Source organism: Bradyrhizobium sp. HKCCYLS3077 (assembly GCF_051167555.1).
GTDB lineage: Bacteria > Pseudomonadota > Alphaproteobacteria > Rhizobiales > Xanthobacteraceae > Bradyrhizobium.
Genome location: NZ_JBNPTH010000001.1, coordinates 85,923 through 99,010, shown reverse-complemented (window position 1 = coordinate 99,010; position 13,088 = coordinate 85,923). Strand labels below are relative to the sequence as shown.

General features: G+C 66.4%; 14 protein-coding genes. 7 read left to right on the top strand and 7 right to left on the bottom strand.

The annotated features are described in order from the left end of the window. Positions 1-94: 94 nt before the first annotated feature. From hslU to hslV, 4 genes are read right to left on the bottom strand one after another with little or no spacing between them, the layout of a single operon-like run. Positions 95-1,399 (bottom strand): ATP-dependent protease ATPase subunit HslU, encoded by a 1,305-nt coding sequence (gene hslU / locus ACQR0Z_RS00465; protein ID WP_009031372.1) that lies wholly within the window; start codon positions 1,397-1,399, stop codon positions 95-97. Between the two features lie 6 nt (positions 1,400-1,405). Then, complete coding sequence (locus ACQR0Z_RS00460) at positions 1,406-1,918, bottom strand: GNAT family N-acetyltransferase (protein ID WP_434917346.1); 513 nt, start codon at positions 1,916-1,918, stop codon at positions 1,406-1,408. 13 nt (positions 1,919-1,931) lie between these two features. Beyond that, positions 1,932-2,531, bottom strand: coding sequence for a DUF2585 domain-containing protein (locus ACQR0Z_RS00455; protein ID WP_434917345.1), 600 nt, complete (start codon positions 2,529-2,531; stop codon positions 1,932-1,934). A gap of 3 nt (positions 2,532-2,534) precedes the next feature. Beyond that, positions 2,535-3,095, bottom strand: a complete 561-nt coding sequence (gene hslV, locus ACQR0Z_RS00450) for an ATP-dependent protease subunit HslV (RefSeq protein ID WP_006612664.1) — start codon at positions 3,093-3,095, stop codon at positions 2,535-2,537. Positions 3,096-3,290: 195 nt separating this feature from the next. On the opposite strand from hslV, the gene hisB reads away from it, so the two are divergent. The 7 genes from hisB (at position 3,291) to coaA (ending at position 8,053) form a co-directional block, all read left to right on the top strand. Further along, positions 3,291-3,884, top strand: coding sequence for an imidazoleglycerol-phosphate dehydratase HisB (hisB, locus tag ACQR0Z_RS00445; protein WP_434917344.1), 594 nt, complete (start codon positions 3,291-3,293; stop codon positions 3,882-3,884). Between the two features lie 27 nt (positions 3,885-3,911). Beyond that, positions 3,912-4,433 (top strand): DUF2628 domain-containing protein, encoded by a 522-nt coding sequence (locus ACQR0Z_RS00440; protein WP_434917343.1) that lies wholly within the window; start codon positions 3,912-3,914, stop codon positions 4,431-4,433. After that, on the top strand, positions 4,430-5,080 hold the full coding sequence (gene hisH / locus ACQR0Z_RS00435) for an imidazole glycerol phosphate synthase subunit HisH (RefSeq protein WP_434917342.1): 651 nt from the start codon (positions 4,430-4,432) through the stop codon (positions 5,078-5,080). The genes ACQR0Z_RS00440 and hisH overlap by 4 nt, the downstream gene beginning before the upstream one ends. A 58-nt stretch (positions 5,081-5,138) precedes the next feature. Beyond that, positions 5,139-5,873, top strand: a complete 735-nt coding sequence (gene hisA / locus ACQR0Z_RS00430; RefSeq protein ID WP_434917341.1) for a 1-(5-phosphoribosyl)-5-[(5-phosphoribosylamino)methylideneamino]imidazole-4-carboxamide isomerase — start codon at positions 5,139-5,141, stop codon at positions 5,871-5,873. Between the two features lie 11 nt (positions 5,874-5,884). Then, positions 5,885-6,661 carry an imidazole glycerol phosphate synthase subunit HisF gene (hisF, locus tag ACQR0Z_RS00425; RefSeq protein WP_434917340.1) on the top strand — a complete coding sequence of 259 codons (777 nt, stop codon included), beginning with the start codon at positions 5,885-5,887 and terminating at the stop codon, positions 6,659-6,661. 77 nt (positions 6,662-6,738) lie between these two features. Beyond that, positions 6,739-7,062, top strand: a complete 324-nt coding sequence (locus tag ACQR0Z_RS00420; protein ID WP_434917339.1) for a phosphoribosyl-ATP diphosphatase — start codon at positions 6,739-6,741, stop codon at positions 7,060-7,062. 34 nt (positions 7,063-7,096) lie between these two features. Then, on the top strand, positions 7,097-8,053 hold the full coding sequence (gene coaA, locus ACQR0Z_RS00415; RefSeq protein WP_434857931.1) for a type I pantothenate kinase: 957 nt from the start codon (positions 7,097-7,099) through the stop codon (positions 8,051-8,053). Positions 8,054-8,555: 502 nt separating this feature from the next. Here the strand turns inward: coaA and ACQR0Z_RS00410 are convergent. From ACQR0Z_RS00410 to ACQR0Z_RS00400, 3 genes are all read right to left on the bottom strand, one after another. After that, complete coding sequence (locus ACQR0Z_RS00410; protein WP_434917338.1) at positions 8,556-10,796, bottom strand: ATP-binding protein; 2,241 nt, start codon at positions 10,794-10,796, stop codon at positions 8,556-8,558. A 135-nt stretch (positions 10,797-10,931) separates the two neighbouring features. Then, positions 10,932-11,411, bottom strand: a complete 480-nt coding sequence (locus tag ACQR0Z_RS00405) for a hypothetical protein (RefSeq protein WP_434857929.1) — start codon at positions 11,409-11,411, stop codon at positions 10,932-10,934. A gap of 103 nt (positions 11,412-11,514) precedes the next feature. Continuing rightward, entirely contained in the window at positions 11,515-13,053 is a 1,539-nt protein-coding gene (locus tag ACQR0Z_RS00400) for a YifB family Mg chelatase-like AAA ATPase (protein WP_434857928.1), read from the bottom strand. Between the last annotated feature and the right edge of the window lie 35 nt (positions 13,054-13,088).

The following is a 13,088-nucleotide window of genomic DNA, read 5'->3' as shown; positions in this document are numbered from 1 at the left end:
CCGCCATCGTGCGTGACAATCAGCTTCGGTGGTTATGGGTCCCGGCGTTCGCCGGGACGACGGCGGAGTTTGCGGTGAGCGCTCGGGCAGACGCCTACAGAATGAACCGGCTGAGATCCGCATTCTTCGCGAGATCGCCGATGTGCTGCTGCACATAGGCGGCGTCGACGCGCATGGTTTCGCCCGTGCGGTCGGAGGCGGTGAAGGAGATGTCGTCGAGCACGCGCTCCATCACCGTCTGCAGCCGGCGCGCGCCGATGTTCTCGACCGTCGAGTTGACCGCGACCGCGACGTCGGCGAGCGCATCGATCGCATCGTCGGTGATGTCGAGCGTGACGCCCTCGGTCTTCATCAGTGCCACATATTGCTTGATCAGCGACGCCTCCGGCTCGGTCAGGATACGGCGCATGTCGTCGCGGGTCAGCGCCTGCAGCTCGACGCGGATCGGCAGGCGGCCCTGCAGCTCCGGCAGCAGGTCGGATGGCTTGGCGATGTGGAACGCGCCCGACGCGATGAACAGGATGTGGTCGGTCTTGACGGCGCCGTGCTTGGTCGAGACCGTGGTGCCCTCGATCAGCGGCAGCAGGTCGCGCTGCACGCCCTCGCGCGAGACGTCGCCGCCATGGCGGTTCTCGCGCACGCAGATCTTGTCGATCTCGTCGAGGAACACGATGCCGTTGTTCTCGACGACGGTGATCGCCTCCTGCACCAGCTGGTCGCTGTCAAGCAGCTTGTCGGATTCTTCCGCGATCAGGATGTCGTGCGAAGCCTCGACCGTCACGCGCCGCGTCTTGGTACGGCCGCCGAGCTTGCCGAAGATGTCGCCGATGGAGATCGCACCCATCTGCGCGCCAGGCATGCCCGGGATCTCGAACATCGGCATGCCGCCGCCCGACGATTGCGTCTCGATCTCGATTTCCTTGTCGTTGAGCTCGCCGGCGCGCAGCTTGCGGCGGAACGAGTCGCGGGTCGCGGCGCTCGAATTGGCGCCGACCAGAGCGTCGAGCACCCGCTCCTCGGCGGCCAACTGTGCGCGCGCGGCGACGTCCTTGCGCTTGCGCTCACGTACCTGGTGAATCGCGACCTCGACGAGGTCGCGGATGATCTGTTCGACGTCGCGGCCGACATAGCCGACCTCGGTGAACTTGGTCGCCTCGACTTTGAGGAACGGCGCGCCCGCGAGCTTGGCCAGCCGCCGCGCGATCTCGGTCTTGCCGACGCCGGTCGGGCCGATCATCAGGATGTTCTTCGGCAGCACCTCCTCGCGCAGGCCCGTATCGAGCTGCAGCCGCCGCCAGCGGTTGCGGAGCGCAATGGAGACCGCGCGCTTGGCGTCGGCTTGGCCGACGATGAAGCGGTCGAGTTCGGAGACGATTTCGCGAGGGGAAAAGTCGGTCATAGGGCTCTAGCTAGGCTCGGATGGGCGGCGAGGCAAGTCGGCGGGTTGGCAGGACATCAGCAGCGCCCGGCCGTCCGGTGTGTCGATCAGGCGCTCGCGTCGGAATCCCGCCTTTTCATAGGCGCGAATGGCCCGCGCATTGGCCGGCGAGGGATCGGTGATCACGCGCGGGACGCCGCGCTGAAACATCAGGTTACAAAAGGTTCGGAGGACCAGCGGACCGTGACCCTGGCCGATGCGCTCGGGGCCGGCGATGAACAGGTCGATGCCGCGGGTGCCGTCCGGCTGCGGACCGAAGCCGTCGTTCCACGCGGTGAGGGCGTAGCACTGCAGATAGCCGGCCGCTTCGCCATCCATCAGCATGATGTACTGATCCATGGCCGGCTCATGACGGTCGCCATCGAGCAACGCATATTGCTCGTCCGGATCACCCCACCATTCGCGGACATGCGGCTGCTGCAGCCAGTCACGGATGGCCGGCAAATCGTCTTCGGTCATCGGACGGAAGCCAACATTCATCGCCGCCCTGCCCTCACAGCAAAGGCGGTCCGGCCTGCCACTGCCGGATCGCTTCGGTCGGATAGATCAGCATCAGAATATTGAGCGTCAGGTTGTCGCGGATGTGCAGGCCGACGCCGATCTCGAACATAATCGCGATCAGCACGGTCAGCCACACCGGCAGCACGCGCGCCAGCAAAAAGCCGGTCATCATCGCCAGCGTGTCGCCGACCGAGTTGACGACGCTGTCGCCGAAATAATCGAGCGAGATCGTCGCGGCGCGATAGCGCTCGATGATGATGCTGGAGTTCTCGACCAGCTCCCAGGCGCCCTCGATCAGCATCGCGATGATCAGCCGGCCTTGCCATGGCAGCCGCGGCACGATCAGCGCGGTCAGTGCATAGAACAGGAAGCCGTGGATGATGTGCGAGAACGTGTACCAGTCGGTGAGATGCTGCGAGTTCTCCGAGCTCTGCACCACGCCATGCCACAGCTTGACGGTGCCGCAGGCGCAGATCGGCAGCCGGCCCATCGCGAACAGGATCGCGGCCTGGAGAGCCAACAACGCAAGCACCAGCCCGAGCCAGAGCCCGGGCGACCGGCGGGACGAAACGCTGATTCCGTCCGCGGTCATCGCCTACTCGGCCGAGAGCGCTTCGATGGTAATGTTGCGGTTGGTGTAGACGCAGATGTCGGCGGCGATATCGAGCGACTTGCGTACGATGCTCTCGGCATCCTTATCGGTGTCGATCAGCGCCCGCGCCGCCGCCAGCGCGTAATTGCCGCCCGAGCCGATCGCCATCACGCCCGCTTCCGGCTCCAGCACGTCGCCGGTCCCGGTCAGCACCAGCGAGACCTCCTTGTCGGCCACGATCATCATGGCTTCCAGCCGGCGCAGATAGCGGTCGGTCCGCCAGTCCTTGGCGAGCTCGACGGCCGCGCGGGTGAGCTGCCCCGGATACTGCTCCAGCTTGCTCTCGAGCCGCTCGAACAGGGTGAAGGCGTCCGCCGTGGCCCCGGCGAAGCCGCCGATCACGTCGCCCTTGCCGAGCTTGCGGACCTTGCGGGCGTTGGACTTGATCACGGTCTGGCCGATCGAGACCTGGCCGTCGCCGCCCACGACCACCCTGCCCCCCTTGCGGACGGTCAGGATCGTGGTGCCGTGCCAGACGGTGGGCTCATGGGAAGATGCGTGCATGGGACGTCCTTGGTTGGTGCCCTCATTTAGGGCCTCAGGCCGGGGGATACAATTACCGGGTCCCCGCCCTGCCCTGGCGGGCCTTGAAATCCGCTCACCATGGCCCGAGATCAGGCCAAGAGCGCGTCATCCCGCAGTAGCTAAGGTGTCATCCGCCTGATAAAAGGGCCGCGTTTTCAAGGGAAAGCTGACCCCATGCGTAGCGCGTCCATCAAGCGCAAGACCAAAGAGACCGACATCGAGGTGTCCGTGAACCTCGACGGCACCGGCGTCGTCGAGATCGCGACCGGTATCGGCTTCTTCGATCACATGCTGGACCTGCTCGCCCGCCATTCCCGCATCGACATGACCGTCAAGGCGGTCGGCGACCTGCATATCGACTTCCACCACACCACCGAGGATGTCGGCATCGCGCTCGGCCAGGCCGTGCGCCAGGCGCTCGGCGACATGGCCGGCATCACCCGCTACGCCTCGATCCACATGCCGATGGACGAGACGCTGACGCGGGTCGTGATCGACGTCTCGGGCCGGCCGATGCTGGTGTTCCGCACCACCTTCGCGCGCGACAAGATTGGCGAGTTCGACACCGAGCTGGTGCGCGAATGGTTCAACGCCTTCGCGATGAACGCCGGCATCACCTTGCATGTCGAAACGCTGTACGGCGAGAACGCCCATCATATCGCCGAATCCTGCTTCAAGGGTCTGGCGCGGGCGTTGCGGACAGCGCTCGCGATCGATCCGCGCAACAAGGGCGAAGTGCCATCCACCAAGGGTCAGCTCGGCGGCTGACCTCCCTCCTCCAAGGGAATTTTTGACATGCCCGTCTATACGGTTCACGCGCCCCTCGCCGCTGGAGCCGATCTGCGTTCGACGGATCGCTTCGTCTTCATCCGCGACGGCTTCCATCTCTGGGCCGCCGTGCTCGGGGCCGTCTGGCTGGCCTGGCACCGGCTGTGGCTCGCAGTCATCGGCTACATCGCGCTGGTGATCCTGATCGATCTGGTGCTGGCTAAGGTCGGAGTCGCCGGCGGCGCGATCGCCACCATCGATCTCCTGATCGCGATCCTGCTCGGACTTGAGGCCTCCAGCCTGAAGCGCTGGAGCTATTCGCGAGGGCATTGGCGCCAGCTCGATGTCGTCGTCGCCGACGATCTCGATGCCGCCGAGCGCCGCTTCTTCGAGCGCTGGACTGCGCGGCGCAGCGATCTCGGCTACGACAACAACACCGTCGATCGCGGCGCCGCGCCGCCGACGCGCGACAACGGCCAGCGGCCGCCACCGCCTTTGCCCCACGCCAGCATCATTGGCTTGTTCCCAGAACCCGGAGGTGGACGATGAGCGTCGCAATCATCGATTACGGCTCCGGCAATCTGCATTCCGCCGCCAAAGCGTTCGAGCGCGCCGCGCGCGGCATGGAGGATCCGCAGAAGGTCGTCGTCACCCGCGATCCCGACACGGTGTATCGCGCCGACCGCATCGTGCTGCCGGGCGTCGGCGCCTTCGCCGATTGCCGCCGTGGCCTCGACGCCGTCGACGGCATGCTGGAGGCGATGACCGAGGCCGTGCGCCACAAGGCGCGCCCGTTCTTTGGTATCTGCGTCGGCATGCAGCTGATGGCGACGCGCGGCAAGGAGCATGTCACGACCGATGGCTTCGATTGGGTCTCCGGCGATGTCGAGAAGATCACGCCGCGTGATGAAAGCCTGAAGATTCCGCATATGGGCTGGAACACGCTCGACGTGTTGCAGGAGCATCCGGTGCTGGAGAAGCTGCCGCTTGGGCCGAAGGGCCTGCACGCCTATTTCGTGCACTCCTATCATCTCAATGCCGTCAACGAGAACGAGGTGCTGGCGCGCGCCGATTACGGCGGGCCGATCACCGCCATCGTCGGCAAAGACACGGCCATCGGCACGCAATTTCATCCCGAGAAGAGCCAGCGGTTCGGTCTCGCCTTGATTTCCAACTTCCTGAAATGGAAGCCGTGAGCGCTGTCGTCCTGTTCGCCCCGGGGCGGGCAGGGCGCGCTCTTGAGAGACACCAGATATGATCCTGTTTCCCGCCATCGATCTGAAGAACGGCCAATGCGTGCGCCTGGAGCAGGGCGACATGGCGCGCGCCACCGTGTTCAACCTCGATCCCGCGGCGCAAGCGAAGAGCTTCGCCGACCAGGGCTTTGAATATCTCCACGTCGTCGATCTCGACGGCGCCTTCGCCGGCAAGCCGATGAATGCGCAGGCGGTGGAGTCGATGCTGAAAGTCGTGAAGATGCCGGTGCAACTCGGCGGCGGCATCCGCGATCTCAAGACGGTCGAGGCCTGGCTCAACAAGGGCATCACCCGCGTCATCATCGGCACCGCCGCGGTGCGCGATCCCGAGCTGGTGAAGACGGCTGCTAAAAACTTCCCCGGCCGCGTCGCCGTCGGCCTCGACGCCCGCGACGGCAAGGTCGCGGTGGAAGGCTGGGCCGAGACCTCCGAAGTGACAGCACTCGACATCGCCAAGCGGTTCGAGGACGCCGGCGTCGCCGCGATCATCTTCACCGACATCGCCCGCGACGGCCTGCTCAAGGGTCTCAACCTCGACGCCACCATCGCACTCGGCGACGCCATCTCGATCCCCGTCATCGCCTCCGGCGGCCTCGCCTCGATCGAGGACGTCAAGGCGATGCTGACGCCGCGTGCGAAGAAACTCGAAGGCGCCATCGCCGGCCGCGCGCTATATGACGGGCGGCTGGATCCGGCCGAAGCCTTGGCGTTGATCCGCGCGATCAGCGGGTAGGGGAGAACAATATGTTCAAGGTCCGCGTCATTCCCTGCCTCGACGTCAAGGACGGACGGGTCGTCAAGGGCGTCAACTTCGTCAATCTGCGCGATGCCGGCGATCCCGTCGAAGCCGCGATCGCCTATGACGCCGCCGGCGCCGACGAGCTCTGCTTCCTCGACATCACCGCGACTCATGAGAACCGCGGCATCATGCTCGACGTCGTCCGCCGCACGGCGGAGGCCTGCTTCATGCCGGTCACAGTCGGCGGCGGCGTCCGCACCATCGAGGATATCAAGACCCTGCTGCGCTCCGGCGCCGACAAGGTCTCGATCAACTCGGCCGCGGTGGCGCGTCGCGAATTCGTGAAGGAAGCCGCCGAGAAGTTCGGCGAGCAGTGCATCGTGGTCGCGATCGACGCCAAGTCGGTGTCGCGTCCCGGCGGCGGCTCGCGCTGGGAGATCTTCACCCATGGCGGCCGCAAATCGACCGGCATCGACGCGCTGGAATTCGCGCAGGAGGTCGTCGCGCTCGGCGCCGGCGAGATCCTGCTGACCTCGATGGACCGCGACGGCACCCGCCAGGGATTTGACCTGCCGCTGACCCGGGCGGTGGCTGACAGCGTGCCCGTACCGGTGATCGCCTCCGGCGGCGTCGGCAATCTCGATCACCTGGTCGACGGCATCCGTCAGGGCAGGGCGACCGCCGTGCTCGCGGCGTCGATCTTCCATTTCGGGGAATTTACCATCCGTCAGGCCAAGGAGCACATGGTGCGCCAGGGCTTGCCGATGCGGCTCGATCCCTGACGACATTGCGCCGCAAAAATGTTAGATGAACGCTTGTCCGGCCACTCTGGGCGGACCGGCGTTCTGAGACCTGGCTGATGTCCCGCTTCACGCTTCACGACCTGGCTGCCATCATCGACGCGCGCGCCGCGGCGGGCGGCGAGGCGTCGTATACGCGCAAGTTGCTCGACAAGGGTCCGGCGCAGTGCGCCAAGAAGATGGGCGAGGAGGCGGTCGAGACGGTCATCGCCGCTGTCGGCCCTGATCGCGAACATCTGATCTCCGAAAGCGCCGATCTGCTGTTTCATCTGTTGGTGGTGTTGAAGTCGCGCGACATCAGGCTCGACGAGGTCGAGGCGGCGCTCGGCAAGCGGACCGGTCAGTCGGGGCTGGAAGAAAAGGCATCGCGCAAGACGGAGTAGGGCGCGACGGCCGGGGGAAACGAAGGGCAGCGTCATGGATATGCGCACCACCGAACAACAATATAATCCGTACCGCGTCTTCACCCGCCAGCAATGGGCCGAGCTGCGCAACGACACGCCGATGACGCTTGAGCCCGGCGAGTTCTCGAAGCTGCGCTCGATGCACGACCGCCTCGATCTGCAGGAGGTCGAGGACATCTACCTGCCGCTGTCGCGATTGCTGTCGATGTATGTCGATGCGGCGCAGCGGCTGTACTACGCGCAGCGTCAGTTCCTCGGCATCCGCGACCGCAAGATGCCCTACATCATCGGCGTCGCCGGCTCGGTCTCGGTCGGCAAGTCGACCACCGCGCGCGTGCTGCAGGCGCTGCTGACGCGCTGGTCGCCGCGGCCGAAGGTCGATCTCATCACCACCGACGGCTTTCTGTTTCCGAACGCCGTGCTCGAACGGCAGGGCCTGATGCAGAAGAAGGGCTTTCCGGAGAGCTACGACAAGGCCCGGCTGCTCGCCTTCCTCTCCGACATCAAGGCCGGCCGCCATCCGGTGCGTGCGCCGGTCTACTCGCATCTCAGCTACGACATCGTGCCCAACCAGTGGACCGAGATCGACCAGCCCGACATCCTGATCGTCGAAGGCGTCAATGTGCTGCAGACCGGGCCGTTGCCGCGCGACGGCAAGGCCGTGCCCGTCGTGTCCGACTTCTTCGACTTCTCGGTCTATATCGATGCCGACGAGGCGGTGCTGCGCAAATGGTATGTGAAGCGCTTCCTGTCGCTGCGCGACACCGCGTTCCACGACCCGCGCTCCTACTTCAACCGCTACGCGCTGCTGTCGGACGAAGAGGCCACCGCCACCGCGATCGCGATCTGGGAACGCACCAACCTCGCCAATCTCGAGGACAACATTCTGCCCACGAGACCGCGCGCGACCCTGATCCTGAAGAAGGGCGCCGATCACGAGATCGAATCGGTGGCTCTGCGGCGGTTGTGAGTTCGGTGCTGAGCCGAGCGAGATTTCGAAAAGTTTCCGCTGTCAAATAGTCTCGGTCATTCCGGGGCGCGCGAAGCGCGAGCCCGGAATCCATCACCACGATCGGTCATATGGGCCGAGATGCTCGTGGCTATTGTCCCTTAAGAGATAGCGGACTGTGGCTATGGATTCCGGGCTCATTCGCGCTGCTTCAAAATGGCTGCGCGATTTTGCGCGCGAATGCCCCGGAATGGCTTGCCTTGCGGATGCTCACTTAGTGCCCCGCTAATCAGGCTAGCGCGGTGCAACCTCTCCCTGCCCTTTTGCGGGGAGAGGTCGGATTGCGCAGCAATCCGGGGGGTACGGCAAATGCGCAGCCGAGTTGCAGGTCTGACGGACGAGCAGGGCGGCTCTGAGAGGCAGAGAATTATCACCACCCGTGTGGCTGCCCCTCACCCCGACCCTCTCCCCGTGAAGAACGGGGAGAGGGAGCGCAAACACCTCCCGTACTACAAACTCATCATTATGCGGCCACCTGTCGCGCAGCGGCCAGATTGGCGAGGGCCTCGTCCAGCTTGTCACGATCGATCGGCTTGACCAAAAATCCATCCATGCCGGCCTCGAAGCAGGCGTAGCGGTCCTCGACCAGCGTGTTCGCCGTGAGCGCCAGGATCGGCGTGCGGCGGCCGGGCTCGGCGGCTTCGAGCGCGCGGATGCGCTTCGCCGCGGCGATGCCGTCGAGGCGGGGCATCTGCACGTCCATCAGGATCAAATCGTAGGGCGTGCTGGCCGAGCGTGCCGCGAGCCAGGAATCCAGCGCGGCCTCGCCGTGCACGGCGATATCGGCATGATGCCCGAGCTTGGTCAGCAGCGAGCGCATCAAGAGCGCATTGATGTCGTTGTCCTCGGCCACGAGAATCGACAAGCCGGTGCCGGCGCGCGCGGCAATCGGCGGCGCGATCATCGGAACGGGATCGTCGATCAGCGTCGCGGCCGCGCCATCGACGTCGAAGCCGACGCGGGCGGCGAGTGAGGCGGCGCGTAGCGGCTTCACCAGATAGCCATTAAACGGCGCCGTCGGCGCCAGTTCGTGGCGGCTCACCGGCGTGACCAGCACGATCAGACGCGTGGTGTGGCGCTGCGCGGCCATGCCGAGGCTGCGCGCCGTCTCGCTGCCGATGGCGTCGTCCACCAGCACGGCATGCCAGGCGCGCTCCGGCAGCAGCGCTTCGGCCACCTCGGTCTCGGCGACGAGACAGGTCTGCGCGCCCCAGTTCTGCAGTCGTCGCTCGATCAGCTCGGCCTGCAGCCCGGGCGGTGCGATCAGCATGATCGACTGTCCGGTGAGATCGGGTCCGCGAAAACTGTTCTGCTCGCCGCGCTCGAGCGCGGCCGGCAGCGGGACGGAGACCTCGAAGGTCGAGCCGGCGCCGAGCTCGCTCTGCAGATTGATCCGGCCGCCCATCCGCTTGACGATGCGGTCGGAGATCGCCAGCCCCAGGCCGGTGCCGCCGAAGCTGCGGGCGACGCTGTCGTCGGCCTGCTCGAATTCGCGGAAGATGCGCTCCTGCGCATCGGCGGCGATGCCGATGCCGGTGTCGCGGACCTGGAAGCTGATTTCGTTCGGCCAGATGCCAGGCTCGGCGATGATGGCGACGCCGCCTTTGGAGGTGAACTTGATGGCGTTGCCGGCCAGATTGAGCAGCACCTGGCGCAGCCGCGCGGCGTCGCCCGTCACGAAAGTCGGCAGCCGTTCATCCATATAGGCCGCGATCTCAAGCTGCTTGGCCTGCGCCCGCGGCGCCAGAAGCTCGGTGATCTCCTCGATCAGCGCGGCCAGCGAGAACGGCTGCGCCTCCAGCGCCAGCTTGCCGGCCTCGATCTTGGAATAGTCGAGCAGCTCATTGATCAGCGACATCAGCGCTTCGCCTGACGTGCGCACCGCCCTGGCGTAGGTCGTCTGCTCCGGCGTCAGCTGCGTCTCCAACAGCAGCCCGCTCATGCCGAGGATGCCGTTCAGCGGCGTGCGGATCTCGTGGCTGGCCATCGCCAGGAAGCGCGACTTGGCGCGGTTGGCGGCGTTGGCCTGGTCGCGCGCATCGGCCAGCGCGCGCTCGGTCTCGGTGCGGTCGGTGACGTCGCGGCCGACACATTGCAGCAGGGCAGGGTGGCCGGCATCGGAGCGCACCAGCGCCTCGCGCCATGCGATCCAGCGCGGCCCGATCGCGCTGTCGATGCGCTGGTCATGCACGCGCGTGCCGCTGGGCTCGAGCGCGCTGTCGCCCTGCTCGATCAGCCCGAAGGCGAAGCGGCTGCCGACCAGGTTCTCGCGGTCGAGACCGGCCATCTGGCAGAACGCGTCGTTGACGAATACGATCCTGCCGTCCTGCTCGCGCATGACGATGAGATCGCCCTGCTGCTCGAACAGGTTCCGCGCCCGCTGCTCGGCTTCCTGTAACTCCCAATTCCGGTCGGCCAGCACCTCGTTGTGAAGCGCGATCTTGTGCAGCTTCTTCTTCACAAAGCGCAGCCGCATGCTGAGCGTTGCAAGGCCGACGCAGGCGAGCGCGAACAGGAAGCTCGCGCCGATCGCGAAGGTGTGCGGGTTATAGCCGGAATTCTCGGAGATGCTGGCCTTGATGAAGCCATAGGCGCCGCCGAACCCGGCGGAGAAGATCATCAGCGACCGCAGGATCGCGAAGATGGTGCGGTGACGGCGCATGAAGCGGCGCAGCTGCAGCCTGATATGAAACATCCGTCCCATCGCTCGTCCCCGACGATCTCGATTCCAATGTCGTTGCCGACCCGCACCATGCGACGTCGGTCTTGCCGAGACTTTGAAGGCTGCTCCACACGTGCAACGCCCGTGCAGAGATGGTGAACCGGACGTTAGTCCGGGTCACAGCACCGGATTGACCGGGGAAGGCGAGTGACTGCGTGCCGCGACGATCAGCGCCGCCGCTTCGCGCGCGCTGGTGCGGCTGGAGCGCACATAGATGCGATAGTCGGCGCGGCCATCCGCCGCATCGTCACGGGCGAGATAGATCAGCGTCGCGTCCGGATGCGGATCGGCGGCGATCGCGACGACCTGGGTGGCGGCGCTCATGCCGCAGCCCTGATCCTCCCGGCCAGGCGCATCATCCACGACCACGAAATCGGCCGTCTCCGGACTGTCGGCCAGCGCCACGCGCACCGTCGCGCGTGCGGGATCGTCGGTGAAGTCGACATGGAGATCGGCGTGGAACGGGCCCGAGCCGAGCAGGACGCTGTCGGCGCCGATGGCAATGCAGGGCTGGGCGGAGGGCGCCAACTCAATCTTGGCAAAGACAGCGGCCGCGATCAGCGGCACGGCCGACACGATGACCTTGAAACGCAACATGACACGCACCGACGCAACAGGCCTAGGGGCGGAAACGCGGGCCTTATGGTTGTCGGAGCGTAAAGAGAAGTCGTTACCAGAGGGTTGATGGAGGGCGTCGCGGTTACGCCGCGTGCCGATTGTCCTCGGCCAGGGCGCGATAGGAAAGGGCCTCCGCCAGATGCAGCCGGCCGATCGTCTCGGCATGGTCGAGATCGGCCAGCGTACGCGCCACGCGCAGCACGCGGTGATAGCCGCGCGCCGACAGCCGCATCGTCTCGGCGGCCTCGCGCAGCAGCTTCTGGCCAGGTGCATCGAGCTTGGCGATGTCGTCGAGCACGGCGGCCGGCGCTTCGGCGTTGGTCCGGATGTGCGGCAGGCCGGCCTTGGCGTAGCGGGCGCGTTGCAGGTCGCGCGCGGCGGCGACGCGGGCCGCGACCTCGGCGGAGCCTTCCTTGGACGGCGGCAGGATCAGGTCGGCGGCGGTGACGGCGGGCACCTCGATGCGCAGGTCGATGCGGTCCATCAGCGGGCCGGAGATGCGGGTCTGGTAGTCGGCGGTGCAGCGGTCGATGCGGCCGCGCTTGCAGGCATAGCCGGGCTCGAAAGCATTGCCGCAGCGACAGGGGTTCATCGCGGCGACCAGCATGAAGCGGGCAGGGTAGGTGACGCGGTGGTTGGCGCGCGAGATCGAGACCTCGCCGTTCTCAAGCGGCTGGCGCAGTGAATCCAAGACGCGCGGGTCGAACTCCGGCAGCTCGTCGAGGAACAGCACGCCCTGATGCGCCAGCGAGATCTCGCCCGGCCGCGCGCGCAGGCCGCCGCCGGTCAGTGCCGCCATGCTCGCCGAATGGTGCGGGCTGCGGAACGGACGCCGATTGGTCAGCGCGCCGCCCTCGATCTCGCCGGCGACCGAGGCGATCATCGAGACCTCCAGCAGCTCGGCCGGCGACAGCGGCGGCAGGATCGAAGGCAGCCGCGCCGCCAGCATCGACTTGCCGGCACCTGGACTTCCGATCATCAATAAATGATGGCCGCCGGCGGCTGCGATCTCCAGCGCCCGCTTGCCGCTCTCCTGGCCCTTGATGTCGCGCAGGTCGAGCAGGCTCGCGGGCGCCTCCTGGATTTTCGGTTGCGGGCGCGACAGCACCTGCGTGCCCTTGAAGTGATTGGCGATCTGGATCAGCGACGTCGCCGCGATGATCTGAAGGTCGGGACTGGCCCACGCCGCCTCGGCGCCGCAGGCGGCCGGACAGATCAGCCCCTCCTCACGCGCATTGGCGCCGATCGCGGCCGGCAGCACGCCGGCGACGGGCGCGAGCGAGCCGTCGAGGCCAAGCTCGCCAAGTACGGTGAAGCCGCTCAGCGCATCCGGCGGAATCGCGCCAATCGCCGCCATCAGGCCGAGCGCGATCGGCAGGTCGTAATGGCTGCCTTCCTTCGGCACATCGGCGGGCGCCAGGTTGACGGTGATCCGCCGCGCCGGCAGCGCGAGGCCAGAGGCGATCAGCGCCGAACGGACTCGTTCGCGCGCCTCCGACACTGCCTTGTCCGGGAGGCCAACGATCGCGAACGCCGGCAGTCCCGGCGCGACCTGGACCTGCACGTCGACCGCGCGGGCCTCGATCCCCTCGAAGGCGACGGTGGAAACGCGCTGGACCATGGTGCCCCTCCCGATGCAGAGGCTAGCGGAAGCGG